Below are 16,557 nucleotides of genomic sequence, written 5' to 3' on the forward strand. Positions count from 1 at the left end.
GTCGAAGTGCATGCGGGACGGTTGCCCCTTGGCCTTCGACTTCGCTCAGGCTGAACGGAGTTTGGTAATCATAGCGTCGCCAGGTTGATCGCCCCGTCCTTGTCCAGCCACTGCCCCGCCTCCGGCATCGGGTATTTCAGCCCCGTGGCGCAGTTGAACAGGACCACCCGCTCATCCTCGTCGACCAGATTGTCGCGCACCGCCTGTTTGTACGCTGCCAGCGTCGCCCCGCCCTCGGGACACAGCAGCAAGCCGTCGCGCCTGGCGCAATCTTCCACCGCCTTCAGGATCGCCGGGTCGCCCACCGCCAGCGCCGCGCCGCCGGACTCCCGCACCGCGCGCAGGATCAGGAAGTCGCCGACCGCTTTCGGCACGCGAATCCCCGCCGCCACGGTCGCGGCATCCTCCCAACGCTCGGCATGCTCTTCGCCCGCCTCATAGGCGCGAACGATCGGAGCGCAGCCGCTCGCCTGCACCGCATACATGCGCGGCCGCTTTGAGCCGATCCAGCCCAGCCGCTCCATCTCGTCGAACGCCTTCCACATGCCGATCAGGCCGGTGCCGCCGCCGGTGGGATAGAAGATCGCATCGGGCAGGTCCCAGCCCGCTTGCGCGGCCAGTTCCAGCCCCATCGTCTTCTTGCCCTCGATCCGGTACGGCTCCTTCAGCGTCGAGAAGTCGAACCAGCGCCCCTCGGCCGCCCCGCGCCCGACGATGGCACCACATTCGTCGATCTGGCCGTTGACCCGCCAGACGCGCGCACCCTGGGCGGCGATCTCGCGGACATTCACTTCCGGAGTCTCCTCCGGGCAGAGGATCACCGTCTCGATCCCGCACCGCGCGGCATAGGCGGCCAGCGCCGCGCCCGCATTGCCGTTGGTCGGCATCGCGATCCGCGTCACACCCAGCTCGCGCGCCATCGCCACCGCCATGACCAGGCCGCGCGCCTTGAACGATCCGGTGGGCAGCCGCCCCTCGTCCTTGACCAGCACCGAGCCCCCGCCCGAGCGCGGGATGGGGATCAGCGGCGTCTCGATCTCGCCCAGCGACACGATGCTGTCCGTCCGCCGGACCGGCAGCAGTTCGCGCCAGCGCCACAGATCGGTGTCGCGCGCGGCGATGGTGTCGCGCGACACCGCCTTGCCCAGCGCCTCCAGGTCGTAGCGGACGAGCAGCGGCCGCCCGGCGCGTGACAGGCCGTGCAGCCGGTCCGCCTCATACCGCTCGCCGGTCAGCGAACATTCCAGATGGGTGACGAAGGTCGGGCGGTCTTCGGTGAGGTTGCGATTCATGGGCGCAGCCTATCGGTCGAAACCGCCCGACGCCATACGCTTAGCCGGGTGTGGCCGCCGACCCGGCGAGCAGCCCGCCGTCGATGCTGAACTCTGCGCCGGTCACATAGGTCGCCTCGTCGGACGCCAGCATGACCGCGATCGCCGCCACCTCGTCCGGCTCGCCGAAGCGTTTCAGCGGCGTATCGGCGACCAGCGCCGCCATCTTCGCCGCGCGGTCGGGGCCGGTGCCCAGCATCGGCTCCCAGATCGGGGTCAGGATCGCGGCGGGGTGGATGGAATTGCAGCGGATCGTCCATCCGTTCTGCGCACAATAGAGCGCGACCGTCTTGCTATGGTTGCGGATCGCCGCCTTGGACGAGGCATAGGCCGCCGCGCCCGGTATCCCGACCAGCCCCGAGCGCGACGAGATGTTGATGATCGAGCCCGCGCCCTTCGCCTTCATCGCGCCGATGGCATAGCGACAGCCGAGGAAGGTGCCGTCGAGGTTGACCCGGTGCACCGCGTGCCAGTCCTCCAGCGACGCATGTTCGGGATCATGGGGCACGAAGCCCTGCTCGAATCCGGTGATCCCGGCATTGTTGACGACGACGTCGGCGGTCGGGACGATGTCCGCCAGTCGCGCCCAGTCGGCTTCCTCGGCGACGTCCAGCGGCTCGAAGCGGCAATCCAGCGTATCGGCGGCGGCCCGGCCGGTCTCGGCATCGCGGTCGGTCAGGATGACGGTCGCGCCTTCGTCGTGAAAGCGGCGGGCGATGGCACGGCCGATCCCGCGCGCCGCGCCGGTGACGACGCACGTCTTGTTCTGCAAACGGGGCATAAAATCTCTCGAAATGGGGGCAGGGGGCGGTTCATGCCGCCGTGAAGACCTGTGCCGCGTCAGCGGTGCCGCTGGACCATGTCGAGAACTCCTGGTTTCGGGTCGTTCCTATCACCGACCAGTGTCCGCTTCATCTCCTTTGTTCGCGCCTCTGCGCGAACAAACTACCTCGCCGTGATCCCGGCAATCTGCCGATCATGCACCCGCGACAATGTCGCCAATGCCGTCACCGCGCCGATCAGGCACATCAGCATGTCCCATTGCGTGTCCCAGGGATCGCCCTGCGTCCCCAGAAATTCGTCCGCACCCTGACCCAGCGCCATCGCCGCGCCGAACTCGATCAGCTCATAGGTGGCGCTGACCGCCAGGCAACAGGCGAGGACGAGGGCCGTCAGCAACCCGCCGCGCACCAGGCTGCCGCGCCGGACCAGCCCTTCGCGAAACACGAGGGCGGGCACGAATCCCTGCGCGAAATGGCCCAGCCGGTCATAGGGATTGCGGGCCAGATCCAGCCAGTCCTGCACCCAATATCCGGCGGGCACGCGCGCATAGCTATAGGCGCCGCCCAGCATCAGGATCAGCCCGTGCACGCCGATCAGGATCAGCGCCAGGTCGGTCGGCACGAACCGCCGCCGCATAGCCCAGAGCAGGGGCAACACGATCAGCACCGGCGCGACCTCCATCCACCAGGTCGCCCGGTCGAACGGGTGGAGTCCCGAGGCAAGCAGCCCCACCACCCAAATCGCACTCAACAGCGCCAGCTTTGTCCCGCTCCCCATCACGGCGCCGACGATAACGCCAAGGGACAACCGGGCAAGTCGATTGCCCCGATCCCGCCGGGATGCCAAGGACGCGGTCGAAACAAGGACGAAGGCGCCATGATCCTACGCAGCGACGAGACCCAGGATGTCGAGGTGCCCGGCAGCGGCGCGATGCGGATGCACCTGTTCCGCCCGGCCATCGAGGGGCGCTTTCCCGGCATCCTGCTATTTTCCGAAATCTATCAGGTGACGGCGCCGATCCGGCGGCTGGCGGCGATGCTGGCGGGGCAGGGTTATCTCGTCGCAGTGCCCGAGGTCTATCACGAATATGAGCCCGCCGGCACGGTGCTGGCCTATGACAAGCCAGGCACGGACCGGGGCAACGACCTGAAATTCACCAAATCGGTCGCCGCCTATGACGCCGATGCCGCCGCTGCGCTGACCGCGCTCGCCGCGCATCCGGCGTGCAACGGGCGGTTGGGGACGTTCGGCGTGTGCCTGGGCGGGCATCTGGCATACCGTGCCGCGCTCGACCCGCGTGTCGGCGCGGCGGCATGTTTCTACGCGACCGATATCCATTCGGGCACGCTGGGCGCGGGGCGTCAGGACGACAGCCTGGCGCGCATGGACAAGTTGAAGGCCGAGACGATGTTCGTCTGGGGCCGGCAGGACCCGCATGTACCCTTTGCCGGACGCGAGGCGATCCGGGCGCGGCTGGAAGCGGTCGGCGCATCCTATGAATGGCATGAGGTGGCGGGGCAGCATGCCTTTCTGCGCGACGAAGGGCCTCGCTACGACCCCGCGCTGTTCCTGCAGGCGATGCAATGGACGCTGGCGCTGTACGCGCGAGCGCTGCGATAGGGGCCTCGCGCGTTCGCGGCGCAGGCGGCGTCGTGTTTGCAGAAGTTTAACGGATTCTGACCATTATGGACGGGAAAGAGAACCGTCCTCCCCATGCTGAGTCCTTGTTCCCCGCGCCGCCGTCCAGGCCCTCGGCGTCCGATCCTGTCCGATCGGCGGGGGGCGGCGATCGTCGAATTCGCGCTGGTCGCGGCGCCCTTCATCGCGCTGCTGCTGGCGATCCTCCAGACTGGTCTGGCCTATCTGGCGCAGGAGGCGCTGGAGAGCGCGGTGGAGACATCGGCGCGCAGCATCGTGACCGGCCAGGCCCAGGCCGCCGACATCCAGGGCAGCGGCGCCGGCATGAGCATCGCCCAGTTGACCGAGCGTTTCCGCCAGGCGGGGTGCAAGGGATTGCCCTCCTTCATGGCGTGCAACCGGCTGTATGTCGACGTGCGTAGCGCGTCGTCGGGCGCGGCCTTTGCCCCTGCCGCCGCGCCGCTCAACTATGACAGCCGCAGCGGCAAACCGACCAACCTGTCCTATGATCTGGGCAGCCAGGGATCGCTGGTGATGGTGCGGTTCATCTATCTCTGGCCGATGCGGCTGGCGCCCAATATCGACCTGAGCGGCAATGGCGGCACCACCACGCTGATCGCGACCTCGGTATCCAAGTCAGAGGCCTATCAGTGAGCCTGCGCCGTCTGATCGGGGATCGTCGGGGCGTGGCGATGATCGAATTCGCCCTCGTCCTGCCGGTCATGCTGATCTTGTATCTGGGCGGCGTGCAGTTGCAGGACGCGGTTTCCTGCAAGCGCAAGGTGACGATCACCGCCCGCGCGGCGGTCGATCTGATCGCCCAGAGTACGACCGGCGTAACCTCCGCCGCCGAAGTCCAGGCCAATCTGACTGCGGCGACGCAGGTGATGCAGCCCTATGCGCCCGGTACGACCCAGATCCGGGTGACAGAGATCGCGACCGACAGCCAGGGGCGTACTTCGATCGTCTGGAGCCGTGGTCAGAACGCCTATCCCTATACGCGTGGCATACGCGTGCGGGTCAATCCGGCCATGAGCGCGCCGGGGACCAGCTTCCTGCTCGCGGAGGTGGGCTATCCCTATAACCCGGTCGCGACCTTCGGCGTGTTCGGCCCGATCGCGCTCTACGACTATATCTGGATGGTTCCGCGCAACACGGACCAGATCGCCTGCTCGGATTGCTGACCCCCATGAACCTGTCTTTCCTGCAAGCCGCGCTCGGCGTGACCCGGCATCGCCGTGGCTCCGTGATGATGATGTTCGCGCTGGTCCTTCCCATGCTGGTCTTCACGATCGGCATGGGGATTGATTACGCGCGCGCGATGAAGGCGCAGACGAAGTTGAACGCGATCGCCGATGCCGCCGCGCTTTCGGCGGTCAGCAAGACGGCGTTGGGCATGGCCGACGATCAGGCCGTGGCCTATGCCCGCAGCTTCTTCGACACCCAGACGAGCAACGTCACCGGCTCAGGCGACGTGGTGATCACGAACGTGTCGATCAGTGCGCCGACCGACAATACGGGGCGGCGCAACGCCACGGTTCGCTACACCGGCGTGTCGAACAACGTCTTTGCCGCGATCCTGGGCATCAAGACGCTGACCGTATCGGGCCAGTCGCAGACGACCAATGCGACCGCGCCCGATATCGACTTCTACATGCTTCTGGACGTGTCCGGCTCGATGGCGTTGCCGACGACCAGCGCCGGGCTGGCCAAGGTCGCGGCGAGCAATTCGAAGAAGTGCCAGTTTGCGTGCCATTCGACCAAGGACCTGACCGGCCGGGATGCGAACGGCAATATGACGGACCTGTACGGCGTCGCCAAATCCTATGGCCTGACGTTGCGTATCGACGACGAGGGCGCAGCGGTATCCAAGCTGACGACCAATGCGACCAGCACGTCCAGCAAGAACGGCGCGCGCTATCAGATCGCGATCGCGACCTTCCGGGGCAAGGGAGGCTTTTCGATCCTCCAGTCCAAGACGGCCGACATGGCCACGGCGGCGTCCACGACGAAGCAGCTGAAACCGTCGCTCTTCTACAGCAACAGCTGCCCGACCCAGGCGTGCAAGTCGACCGATGTGGGCTATAACGACACCGATACCGGAACCAGCGATGCGATGGATCAGATCAACAGCCAGTTGATCAAGAACGATCCTGGCACCGGAATCGGATCGGCGGCCCCCCAGGCGGTGATGTTCCTCGTCACCGATGGCATGCGCGACGAGTATCGTTCCAACGGCAGACCCGAAATTGCCGTCGACACCGCCAAATGCGACATGATCAAGTCGCGGGGCGTGCGGATCGCGGTGCTCTACACCGAATATCTTTCCGACGCGCTGACCGGCGACTCCTGGTCCCAGAACAACGTCGCCCCCTATCTCTACAAGGTCGAACCGGCGCTTCAGGCCTGCGCGTCGCCCGGCCTTTATACGAAGGTTTCGACCGACCAGGACATTGCGACCGCGATGGCGGCGCTGTTCCAGAACGCCGTGGCGACCGCACGCATCACCCGGTGACGCGCGCGGCCGGGCTTATCCGGCCAGCGCCTCGACCTGCTCGGCCAGTTCCAGCCAGCGCATCTCGGCCTCGTCCTTTTCGTCCCGCGCCTTTTCGATCGCCTTCATCAGCCGGTCGAACTGCGCGGGGTCCTTGGCATAGAGATCGGGGTCGGCGAGCTTGGCCTCGTCGCGGGCGATGCCGGTTTCCAGTTCTTCAATCCGCTTGGGCAGCAGTTCGTAATCGCGCCGGTCCTTGTAGCTGAGCTTGGTCTTGGCCTGCACCGGCGCGGCGGGGGAGGGGGCGGCCTTGGCCGGGGCCTTCTTCGCCTCGGGCGCCTGTTTGCGCTTGGCCACCCAATCGGCATAGCCGCCCGCCACCACATCGACATTGCCCGACCCGTCCAGCCCCAGCGTCACCGTCACCGTGCGGTCCAGGAAGTCGCGGTCGTGGCTGACGATCAGGACGGTGCCGTCATAATCGCCGATCACCTCCTGCAACAGGTCGAGCGTCTCCAGGTCGAGATCGTTGGTCGGCTCGTCGAGGACCAGCAGGTTGGATTCGCGCGCGAATTCGCGGGCGAGCAGCAGGCGCGAGCGTTCGCCGCCCGACAGCGTCCCGATCTTCGCCTCGGCCAGCGAGGGATCGAACAGGAACTCCTTCAGATAGCCATGGATATGTTTGCGGGTGCCGCGCACGTCGATCCAGTCGCCGCCGTCCGCCAGCACCTCGCGCACCCGCTTTTCCGGGGCCATCAGCTTGCGCTGCTGGTCGATGATGACGCCGTCCAGCGTCTTGGCCAGGAAGACCGTGCCCTCGTCGGGCTGGATCTCGCCGGTCAGCAAGCGCAGCAACGTCGTCTTGCCCGCCCCGTTCGAGCCGACGATGCCGATCCGGTCGCCGCGCGTGACCTTCAGGGTCAGGTCCTTGATGATCGTGCGGTCGCCGTAACGCTTGGTGACATGCTCGGCCTTGATGACCTCCTTGGTCTTCACGTCGTCAGAAGCGATGCCGAGCTTGGCGGCACCCTGCGGCCCGATCATCGCGGCGCGGGTGGCACGCATCTGGTGCAGCTTTTCGAGGCGGCCCTGGTTGCGCTTGCGCCGCGCGGTGACGCCGCGGTGGAGCCAATGCTCCTCGATCTTGAGTTTCGCGTCGAGCTTCTCGGCGGCGCGTTGTTCCTCGGCATAGACCTGTTCGGTCCAGGCGTCGAAGCCGCCGAAGCCGACCTCGTTGCGGCGCATCTGCCCGCGATCCAGCCACAAGGTCGACTTGGTGAGGCGGGTCAGGAAGGTGCGGTCATGGCTGATGACCACGAACGCGCCGGTGAAGCGCTTCAGCCAGTCCTCCAGCCATTCGATGGCGGCGAGGTCGAGATGGTTGGTCGGCTCGTCGAGCAGCAGCACGTCGGGGTTCATCGCCAGCGCGCGCACGATGGCCGCACGGCGCTTTTCGCCGCCGCTGGCGGTGGAGGCGTCGCGGGTCAGGTCGATGCCCAGCTGCCCGGCGATCGCCTCGGCCTCATAGCTTTCCGGCGCCCCCTCGCCCGACAGCACATAGTCCATTAGCGTGGCACAGCCGATCAGGTCCGGGTCCTGTTCGAGGTACACGACGTGCGTGCCCGGCACGATCATCCGCCGCCCCTCGTCGGAATCGATGATCCCGGCGATCAGCTTCAACAGGGTCGATTTGCCCGCCCCGTTGCGCCCGATCAGCGCCAGCCGGTCGCGCGGACCGATATGGATGTCGAGATGCCGGAAGAGCCAGCCCGAGCCTTGCACAAGGCCCAGGTCTTCATAGGAAAGAACGGGTGCTGCCATGATAGGGATGCAGTTAGGCGCGGGAGCGGAACCCGGCAAGCGGTCCATGCGCTGTCGCGCCGCTGCATGATCCATTCAGAGGCTGTTCAACGGTTGCCCGCTATGCCAGTTTCATGTCGATGACCGTCCTTCTGGCTCTGCTCGCCGCACCGCTGGGCTCGCCGCCGATGTTCGATCCGCCGATGATGTCGGGGGGCGATCAGCGTCGCGGCGACCAGATCCGTGCGTATCAGCAGCGCAAGGAAGGCAATTTGTCGCTGCGCGAGATCGAGGCGCGGGTCGTGCCCATCATGCGCGACGCGCAATATATCGGCGTCGACTATGATGCGCAGGCGGCGGTTTACACGCTTAAATTCCTGCGCAATGGCACGGTCATCTGGGTGGAGGTGGACGGCCGCACGGGCCGCATCATCGGCCGGACCGACGGCGGATGACCGGCCGCTCGGTGAGCCTCATGGACATACAGGGAGTTGTACGATGCGCGTTCTGATCGTCGAGGACGAGCCCAATCTCGGCCAGCAGCTGAAGGCCACGCTGGAGGGTGCGGGCTACGCCATCGACCTGGCCACGGACGGCGAGGAGGGGCATTTCCTCGGCTCGACCGAGAGCTATGACGCGATCGTCCTCGACCTCGGCCTGCCGGAGATCGACGGGCTGACCGTGCTCGACCGCTGGCGCAAGGAGGGCAAGACCATGCCCGTCCTGGTGCTGACCGCGCGCGACAGCTGGTCGGACAAGGTGGCCGGGCTGGATGCGGGCGCCGACGATTATGTCGCCAAGCCTTTCCAGACCGAGGAACTGATCGCCCGCCTGCGTGCGCTGATCCGGCGCGCCAGCGGCAATGCCTCGTCCGAGCTGACCGCCGGCGATGTCCGCCTCGACACCCGCTCGGGCAAGGTCACGCGCGCGGGCGAGCCGGTGAAGCTGACCGCGCAGGAATATAAGCTGCTCAGCTATCTGCTTCACCACAAGGGTAAGGTCGTCAGCCGCACCGAGCTGATCGAGCATATCTACGACCAGGATTTCGACCGCGATTCGAACACGATCGAGGTGTTCGTGACGCGCATCCGCAAGAAGCTGGGCCAGGATGTGATCACCACCATCCGGGGCCTGGGCTATAGCTTGGACGATCCGGCGGCGGGTGGCGCGGCGGCCTGATCCGGTCCTTCCCGTGACGGATATGATCATCTCGCGCCCGACGCTGCGTACGGGCTCGCTGTCGCGCCGCATGATCCTGATCGCCGCTGGGTGGATCCTGGTCCTGCTGACCGGCGGCGGCTTTGCGCTCGATCGGGTGCTGGTGTCGGCCGTCACGCAGAATTTCGACGATCGCCAAGCCTATGTGCTCCAGTCGATGCTGGTATCGGCGCAAATCGTTCAAGGCGAAGTCTGGTTTAGCCGCGAGCCGGCCGATCAGGGTTTTCTCGAACCGGGGTCGGGCATTTATTGGCAGGTATCTGCTCCCGGTCTGGAGCCCTATGCGTCACGCTCGCTCTGGGACCGGCGGCTGACCTATGGCGCGCCGCACAATGACGATACGATCCACGTCTATACCAGCACCCAGTTTCCCGATGAAAAGCTGCGCGTCGTCGAACGCGATGTGAAGCTGCCCGGCTCCGATGTGCGCTGGCGGTTTCAGGTGGCACAGCGGACGACGGGATTGGATGCGCAGGTCGGAGCCCTGCGCCGCATCCTGATCCGCAGTTTCGCGCTGCTCGGTGTCGGCCTGCTCCTGATGGCGGCGATGCAGACCTTTTACGGCCTATATCCCTTGCGCCGGGTGCGCGAGGAGATCGCCGCGATGCGGGTCGGGAAAGCCGACCGTATCTCCGACGCGATGCCCAACGAGGTCGCGCCGATGGTCGAGGAGTTGAACGCGCTCATCGAGCATAACGAGAGACAGGCCGAGGAGGCGCGGCGCCATGCGGGCAATCTGGCCCATGCGCTTAAGACCCCGCTGACCGTCATCATGAACGCCGCGACCGCCCAGTCCGAGGACCTGGCCGAGACGGTGATCCGCGAGGCGCGCACGATGCGCCGGCAGGTCGACCACCATCTGGCGCGCGCCCGCGCGGTCGGTCGGCGCGGCTCGGCGCACAGCCGCGCCGAGGTCTGGCCCAGCCTGCAGTCGGTCGAACGCGCCGTGGGCCGCCTCTATCGCCATGTCCGCATCGACATTGATGGCCCCAAGGACTTGGTCGTGCATGTCGAGCGGCAGGACCTGGACGAGATGCTGGGCAATCTGGTCGAGAACGCGGCCAAATATGGCGGCGGCAGCGTCTTCGTGACCGTCTCCGCCCAGGCCGGCTTTGTCGAGATGCTGGTCGAGGACGACGGCACAGGCATCCCCGAGAACGAACGCGTCCGCATTTTCGACCGCGGCGTCCGGCTGGACACGGGCAAGCCGGGCACGGGCCTGGGCCTCGCCATCGTTCGCGACGTGGCCGAAATCTACGGCGGCACCGTCGCGCTGGAGGAAAGCGAGGATCTGGGCGGGCTGCTGGTGCGGCTCAGGCTTCCGGCGGCGGTGGGGTAGGGTTCGATCCGCTTCGGTGCCATCCGGCTGTTGCCCGGATTGCAGCCCTGTCACCGGTCGGTTAACGGCCCGCCCCTGCCGATACGCATTGTATCGGTCACGGGGGAATTTCATGAATATCTTCAAGGGGCTGGCGATGGTCGTTGGTCTGTGTGCGGCGTCGCCCGCGCTGGCAAGCTCGTTGGTGCTCGAGGCCAATGGCGCGCGGGCGCAGGATCGCTGGGGCGGCGAACTGGGATTGGGTTACGCGTTCGATATCGGACGGATCAGCCTGCGCCCGATCGGTGGCGTCTTCATCCACCATGACGAGAACAACCCGAACCGCACGGATTATTTCAGCAACGGTCAGTCGCGTTGCCGTGCGCCGAACGGGCAGTTTACCGACACGTCCGATTGCGCGGCTATCGCTTTCAAGGGTTATGCCAAGGCGGAGGCGCTCTATGTCTTCCCGCAGGGCTACGAACTTGGCGGCGGCGCCCGGTTCAGCAGCGACTCCGTACGGCCCTATGGAACGCTTGCCCTTCCTATCGGCACCAAGGCACGCCTGAAGGGCAATGTGGGGGACCGCTATTACGCGCTGGGCGTGAAGGTCAGCTTCTGATCCGGGGTGGCGGCCCCGATCAGGCCGCCACCGTTTCCAAAGCCTCCATCGCCCGCGCCGCGATGCCGATCGACCGCTTGCGCGCCGCATGGTCGAAGATCGCACTGACCACCATCACTTCGTCTACCTTGGTCCGCTCGATGAAGGCCGCGAGCTGGCGTTGCACCGTCGCGGGGCTACCGATCGCCGAGCAGGACAGGACGTGGTCTAGGATCGCAGACCCTTGTGCGCCGAGGCTCTCGCGATAGCCGGGGACGGGCGGGGGCAGCTTGCCCGGCCGGCCGGTGCGTAGCGCAACGAAGGCCTGTTGTTGCGAACTCGCCAGCAGCGCCGCCTCTTCATCCGTATCGGCGGCGAAGACGTTGAATCCCGCCATGGCATAGGGCTTGTCGAGCACCGCCGACGGCCGGAAATCGCGGCGATAAATGGCCAGCGCGTCGTCCAGCGCATCGGGCGCGAAGTGCGATGCGAAGGCGTAGGGCAGGCCCAAAGCGGCAGCGAGTTGCGCGCCGTAGAGGCTCGATCCCAATATCCACATCTGCGGCTTGGCGCCCGCGCCTGGCGTGGCGACGATCCCCGTCTGTCCGTCATCGGCGAAATAGCTCTGCAGCTCCATCACGTCGCGCGGGAAGGCGTTGGGATCGCTGTCCAGCGTCCGGCGCAGCGCGCGCGCGACACGCTGGTCCGATCCCGGCGCGCGGCCCAGGCCCAGGTCGATGCGGCCGGGGAAAAGCGCGTCGAGCGTCCCGAACTGCTCGGCGATGGTCAGCGGCGCATGGTTGGGTAGCATGATGCCGCCCGCGCCGATGCGGATGGTCTTCGTCGCCTGGCCGACATGGGCCAGCACGACGGCAGTCGCGGCGGACGCGATGCCCGCCATGCCATGATGCTCGGCGGTCCAGTATCGATGATAGCCGACCGATTCGGCATGGGCGGCGAGGTCGGCGGCATTGGCCAGCGCCTGGGCCACGGTGCCACCCTCGATGACGGGCACCAGATCGAGCAGGGAATAGTGTGTCATGACAGGGAGATGGGGATGCAGGCCCCGCCCCGCCAGCCAAATCCGGGTATCAGAAGGTCAAGCCATACTTCACGGCCACGCCGCGTTCGGGCGGCAGCATCGCGATATGGCCCGGATCGCGCCGCCAGAACAGATGCGTCGACAGCTCGCCCGTGCCCAGCATCACGCCGTGTCGCGCCTCGACCAGCAGCTCGCGCCCCGTCGGGGCCAGCGACAGGCGCTCGGCCGTCCAGCCATCGACCGTGGCGCTCGCATAATCCCAATGCGAGGGCAGCCGCAGGTCCAGGCCGCCCGCCTCGACCCGCAGCGGCCGCGACACGCGCAGGTCGAACCGGTCGCGACCGAATAGTCCGTTCTTGCCCGCCTCGACCGACCAGGACCGGCTCTGCAGCATTCCATCGCCCAAGCCACCAGTCGCACGCGTCCAGCCGCTGCGCCAGCGCGTGGCGAGCGTCCAGCCCTCCGCGTCGCGCCAGCGGGCACCGGCATCGGCGAACCAGCTCAGCCCATGCGCCTGGCCCAGCGCGCCGCCGAACCAGCCGCCCAGCACGGTCGAGCGCTCGGCCAGCCGGGTCACGCCCAGCGTCATGGCGACATCGCCCAGCCGCCGGTCCAGGGTCAGCCCACTCTGGTCGTATCGCGGCGGCACCATGCCGGGGACCGGCGCGGCGAAGCGGCCGCTTTCGGCCATCACGCTGATGCCCAGCCCGCCCCAGGCGTGCCGGATCGCGCCCGACGCGATGGGGGCGCGGTCGACCCCGAACCCCGGATCGCTCAGCAGAAAGGCCGCGCCCGCCTGTCCGGTCCATCCCGAGATCAGGGCATCGCCGCCGCTGGCAAAGCCCAGGCCGATGGCGGTATCGGGGCTCAGCGTCTGGGTGATGCTGCCCGCGACGATCCGGCGGCCGGGCGGGCTTGCGTCACCGGGCACGATGGAACGTAGCCGCATCTCGCCCGGCATCTGCATCGCGCTGGTCAGCGCGACCGACCGGGCGCCGTCGCTGACCACCGCGCCCTCGACCCGGCCGAGCAGCGCGGGCGAAAGCAGCGCACGCGGGCTCGCCTGCGCCACCGTGCCGGACAGGTCGACATGATAGGCGCGGGCATAGCCGTCGAGCGCGACGAGGCTCAGCCCGCTCGCCGTCGCATCACCCATGGCGGGCGACAGGCGCGCGTTGATGCCCATCGACACCGCGGCGGTCGTGCCCGCGACGCTCATCGCGCCGACCGGCTGGAAGGCGGCGGTCAGGTCGAGCGTGCCGCGCCCATAGACGCTGGCCGAGCCTCCGCCCGCCGGACTGCGCGCGGTGCGCAGCAACAGGTCGGCGATCTGCGCGCCGGTCAGGTTGGGAAAGGCCTGGGCGAGGAGGGCGGCGGCTCCGCTGATCTGCGGCGCGGCGAAGGACGTGCCCGACCAGAGATAGCGGGTGCCGGTCGCGTTGGGCGCCTCGACCTGCTCGCCCAGCGCGGTCAGGTAATGCGTCGCCGACTGGCCCGCCCGGTTGCTGAAGGACGAGATGGTGCCGCTGGTGCCGATCGACCCGGCGATGATCACCTGGCCGCGGGCGACCGAATCATTGTTGGCGATCTGGGCGAGCAGCGTGGGGTTGGACTCGCCGTCATTGCCCGCGGCGATCACGATCACCATGCCCGCCGCCGTTGCCCGCCCGATCGCGGCGAGCAGGGCGGCGGGCGGCGTGTCGTTGGAGCCGAGCGAGATGTTGACGACCCGCGCTCCCGCCGTCCGTGCGACGTCGAGCCCGCGCGCGATCGCGTCCGAGGAATAGCTGCATGCGCCGCCCAGCCCACTCGAACCGGAACTGCTGGTACAGCTGCCCGGCTCGTCGGCGCGCAGGACGACCAGGGTCGCGTCGAACGCTACGCCTTGCGCCTGGGTACCGCCCCGCCCGCCCGCCGCCGTGAAGGCGACGGCGGTGCCGTGCCCGTCCTCGTCGCCGATGCCGCGCGTGCCCGCCACATCGGTCGAGGCCGGGGAGATGCGGTTCGCGAAAAGGCCGGTGCGCGTGTCCAGTCCCGAATCGATCACGCCCAGGGCAATGCCGGTGCCCGTCGCGCCCTTCTGATAGGCGGCGAGCGCGTTCATCGACACCGCGCCCTTGGTCGCACGATAGCCGGGGGTGTCGTAATTCTGGGTCGGCGAAGGCGAGGGGGAAGGGGCGGGCGATGGGCTCGGCGTCGCGCTGGGCGGAGTCGGGGTCGACTGGACGCCGCCGCCCCCGCCACAGGCCGCCAGCATCATGCTCGTCACGCCGACCGCCGTGCCGATCCTGACGACGCGTCCCGTGCGCGCGTGCCGCCTGTTGCCACCCACCCCTGTGTCCATCGCCCCCAAGTCCCTGGCTTTGCGTCCGTCATACGGCCCATTGCGGGCCAGGCGAAGCGGGATTCGCGGGGCGGCGGGCGGACCGGCGCGGGACGGCTTGCGACCCCGGCCCCGCCCGCCTAAACGCTGGCCCCGATGCTGCCCGCGCTTGCCCATATCGACGCCTGGATCTTCGATCTGGACAATACGCTCTATCCGGCGAGTGCCGATCTGTTCGTGCATATCGACCGGCGCATGACCGCCTTTGTCGGCGACCTGCTGGGCGTCGACCGCGACGAGGCATTTCGTCTTCAAAAGGCCTATTTCCACGCGCACGGCACCACCCTGGCCGGGCTGATGGCCGAGCATGACGTCGATCCCGCTGCCTTCCTCGCCTATGTTCATGATATCGAGATGGACGTGCTGGAGGAGGACGCGCCGCTCGCCGCCGCGATCGCGAAACTGCCGGGGCGCAAGCTGGTCTTCACCAATGGCGACAAGCCCTATGCGCTGAAGGTGCTCGACCGACTGGGGCTGGGCAGCCATTTCGAGGCGGTGCACGACATCACCGCCATGGGCCTGGTCCCCAAGCCGCAGCCATCCGCCTATGCGGGGCTGTGTTCGGCGTTCGGGATCGACCCGACCCGTGCCATCTTCTTCGAGGACATGGCGCGCAACCTGATCCCGGCCAAGGCGATCGGGATGACGACCGTGTGGGTCGACAACGGCTCCGAACAGGGGCCCGAGGCCGCCCGCGACCATATCGACTATACCGTCCACGCGCTGACGCCGTGGCTGACCAGCATATTGGAGGAATGACCATGAGCCAGGACCTGGCCGCCACCATCGACGCCGCCTGGGAAAACCGGGCCGAGCTGGGCTTTGCGACGCAAGGGCCGGAGCGCATTGCCGTCGACCGCGCGCTGGCGCTGCTCGACCGGGGCGAGGCCCGCGTGGCCGAGCCCGACGGCAATGGCGGCTGGACCGTCAACCAGTGGCTGAAGAAGGCGGTCCTGCTGTCGTTCCGCCTGAACGACAATGTCCTGATCGACAATGGGCCGGGTGCGGGCCACTGGTTCGACAAGGTGCCGTCGAAGTTCAGCGGCTGGTCGGAAGCGGACTTCCGCGCCGCCGGTTTCCGCGCGGTGCCCGGCTCGGTCGTGCGGCGCGGCGCGCATGTCGCCAAGGGCGCGATCCTGATGCCCAGCTTCGTGAACATCGGCGCCTATGTCGGTGAGGGCACGATGGTCGACACTTGGGCCACGGTCGGCAGCTGCGCGCAGATCGGCAAGAACGTGCACCTGTCGGGCGGTGCGGGCATCGGCGGCGTGCTGGAGCCGCTCCAGGCCGATCCGGTCATCATCGAGGACGGCGCATTCATCGGCGCCCGCGCCGAAGTCGCCGAGGGCGTTCGCGTCGGCGAGGGTGCGGTGCTGTCGATGGGCGTGTATCTGGGCGCCTCGACCAAGATCATCGACCGCGAGACGGGCGAGGTCTTCCGGGGCCATGTGCCGCCTTATTCGGTGGTGGTACCGGGCTCGACCCCCTCGGTCGACGGCAAGCCGGGGCTGTATTGCGCGGTGATCGTCAAGCGCGTGGACGCGCAGACGCGGTCGAAGACCAGCATCAACGACCTGCTGCGGGATTGATCGGACCTATGGCCTGATCGGGGCCGGACGGACTCGGTGAGACCCCATGCCCTCCCCTCGATCCCCTCCCGCTTGCGGGAGGGGAAGAAGGATGCATTGGAGGTGTAGGTCCTGCCGGCTCCGCTTGGCACGCCCCTCCCGCAGGCGGGAGGGGATGGGGGAGGGAAGGCCACGGGCGATAGGCTCGGTGAGACACCCTACACTCCCCAAACCCCTCCTGTTTACGGCAGGGACTTAATCCTTCACGCGAAGCCGCCAAGAAGAATGGGTTTCGCGCGGAGGCGCGGAGAACGCAGAGGTGTCTCGCCCGGCGGCAGCCTCAATATTGCTTCCCCGGCCTATGATGAAAACGGGATGTCC

At 67.5% G+C, this 16,557-nt stretch carries 16 protein-coding genes; 10 read left to right on the forward strand and 6 right to left on the reverse strand.

The window, feature by feature from the left end:
- Window positions 1–68: 68 nt before the first annotated feature.
- From QZ546_RS08300 to QZ546_RS08310, 3 genes are all read right to left on the reverse strand, one after another.
- Complete coding sequence (locus QZ546_RS08300; RefSeq protein ID WP_294236121.1) at window positions 69–1,292, reverse strand: threonine synthase; 1,224 nt, start codon at window positions 1,290–1,292, stop codon at window positions 69–71.
- Window positions 1,293–1,332: 40 nt separating this feature from the next.
- A complete protein-coding gene (locus QZ546_RS08305) occupies window positions 1,333–2,112 on the reverse strand; it encodes an SDR family oxidoreductase (protein WP_294236122.1) in 780 nt (259 codons plus the stop codon).
- Window positions 2,113–2,276: 164 nt separating this feature from the next.
- Window positions 2,277–2,864 carry a DUF2238 domain-containing protein gene (locus tag QZ546_RS08310; protein ID WP_294236123.1) on the reverse strand — a complete coding sequence of 196 codons (588 nt, stop codon included), beginning with the start codon at window positions 2,862–2,864 and terminating at the stop codon, window positions 2,277–2,279.
- 126 nt (window positions 2,865–2,990) lie between these two features.
- On the opposite strand from QZ546_RS08310, the gene QZ546_RS08315 reads away from it, so the two are divergent.
- The 4 genes from QZ546_RS08315 (at window position 2,991) to QZ546_RS08330 (ending at window position 6,267) form a co-directional block, all read left to right on the forward strand.
- Window positions 2,991–3,734 carry a dienelactone hydrolase family protein gene (locus tag QZ546_RS08315; RefSeq protein ID WP_294236124.1) on the forward strand — a complete coding sequence of 248 codons (744 nt, stop codon included), beginning with the start codon at window positions 2,991–2,993 and terminating at the stop codon, window positions 3,732–3,734.
- A gap of 93 nt (window positions 3,735–3,827) precedes the next feature.
- On the forward strand, window positions 3,828–4,406 hold the full coding sequence (locus QZ546_RS08320; RefSeq protein ID WP_294236125.1) for a TadE/TadG family type IV pilus assembly protein: 579 nt from the start codon (window positions 3,828–3,830) through the stop codon (window positions 4,404–4,406).
- On the forward strand, window positions 4,403–4,936 hold the full coding sequence (locus QZ546_RS08325) for a TadE/TadG family type IV pilus assembly protein (RefSeq protein ID WP_294236126.1): 534 nt from the start codon (window positions 4,403–4,405) through the stop codon (window positions 4,934–4,936). Before QZ546_RS08320 ends, QZ546_RS08325 begins: the two co-directional genes overlap by 4 nt.
- Window positions 4,937–4,941: 5 nt before the next feature.
- A complete protein-coding gene (locus tag QZ546_RS08330; RefSeq protein ID WP_294236127.1) occupies window positions 4,942–6,267 on the forward strand; it encodes a TadE/TadG family type IV pilus assembly protein in 1,326 nt (441 codons plus the stop codon).
- A 15-nt stretch (window positions 6,268–6,282) separates the two neighbouring features.
- Here the strand turns inward: QZ546_RS08330 and QZ546_RS08335 are convergent, their stop codons facing one another.
- Window positions 6,283–8,067: an ABC-F family ATP-binding cassette domain-containing protein gene (locus QZ546_RS08335; RefSeq protein ID WP_294236128.1), complete on the reverse strand. Its 1,785-nt coding sequence runs from the start codon at window positions 8,065–8,067 to the stop codon at window positions 6,283–6,285.
- Window positions 8,068–8,180: 113 nt separating this feature from the next.
- Here QZ546_RS08335 and QZ546_RS08340 point away from each other — a divergent pair, with 113 nt between their 5' ends.
- The 4 genes from QZ546_RS08340 to QZ546_RS08355 all read left to right on the forward strand — a co-directional run bounded on the left by QZ546_RS08340 (window position 8,181) and on the right by QZ546_RS08355 (window position 11,204).
- Window positions 8,181–8,501 carry a hypothetical protein gene (locus QZ546_RS08340; protein WP_294236129.1) on the forward strand — a complete coding sequence of 107 codons (321 nt, stop codon included), beginning with the start codon at window positions 8,181–8,183 and terminating at the stop codon, window positions 8,499–8,501.
- Window positions 8,502–8,544: 43 nt separating this feature from the next.
- On the forward strand, window positions 8,545–9,225 hold the full coding sequence (locus QZ546_RS08345; protein ID WP_294236130.1) for a response regulator transcription factor: 681 nt from the start codon (window positions 8,545–8,547) through the stop codon (window positions 9,223–9,225).
- A gap of 22 nt (window positions 9,226–9,247) precedes the next feature.
- A complete protein-coding gene (locus tag QZ546_RS08350) occupies window positions 9,248–10,603 on the forward strand; it encodes an ATP-binding protein (RefSeq protein WP_294236155.1) in 1,356 nt (451 codons plus the stop codon).
- A 112-nt stretch (window positions 10,604–10,715) separates the two neighbouring features.
- Complete coding sequence (locus tag QZ546_RS08355; protein WP_294236131.1) at window positions 10,716–11,204, forward strand: hypothetical protein; 489 nt, start codon at window positions 10,716–10,718, stop codon at window positions 11,202–11,204.
- A gap of 19 nt (window positions 11,205–11,223) precedes the next feature.
- Here QZ546_RS08355 and QZ546_RS08360 read toward each other — a convergent pair whose 3' ends face one another.
- Together QZ546_RS08360 and QZ546_RS08365 are read right to left on the reverse strand one after the other, a co-directional pair.
- Entirely contained in the window at window positions 11,224–12,225 is a 1,002-nt protein-coding gene (locus QZ546_RS08360) for an LLM class flavin-dependent oxidoreductase (RefSeq protein ID WP_294236132.1), read from the reverse strand.
- Between the two features lie 49 nt (window positions 12,226–12,274).
- Window positions 12,275–14,569 carry a S8 family peptidase gene (locus QZ546_RS08365; protein WP_294236133.1) on the reverse strand — a complete coding sequence of 765 codons (2,295 nt, stop codon included), beginning with the start codon at window positions 14,567–14,569 and terminating at the stop codon, window positions 12,275–12,277.
- Between the two features lie 135 nt (window positions 14,570–14,704).
- Between QZ546_RS08365 and QZ546_RS08370 the strand changes: the two genes are divergently transcribed.
- Together QZ546_RS08370 and dapD are read left to right on the forward strand one after the other, a co-directional pair.
- On the forward strand, window positions 14,705–15,367 hold the full coding sequence (locus QZ546_RS08370; protein ID WP_294236134.1) for a pyrimidine 5'-nucleotidase: 663 nt from the start codon (window positions 14,705–14,707) through the stop codon (window positions 15,365–15,367).
- Window positions 15,368–15,369: 2 nt separating this feature from the next.
- Window positions 15,370–16,197 (forward strand): 2,3,4,5-tetrahydropyridine-2,6-dicarboxylate N-succinyltransferase, encoded by an 828-nt coding sequence (gene dapD, locus QZ546_RS08375; RefSeq protein ID WP_294236135.1) that lies wholly within the window; start codon window positions 15,370–15,372, stop codon window positions 16,195–16,197.
- Window positions 16,198–16,557: the final 360 nt, after the last annotated feature.

Source organism: uncultured Sphingomonas sp., assembly GCF_913062585.1.
Lineage (GTDB): Bacteria > Pseudomonadota > Alphaproteobacteria > Sphingomonadales > Sphingomonadaceae > Sphingomonas.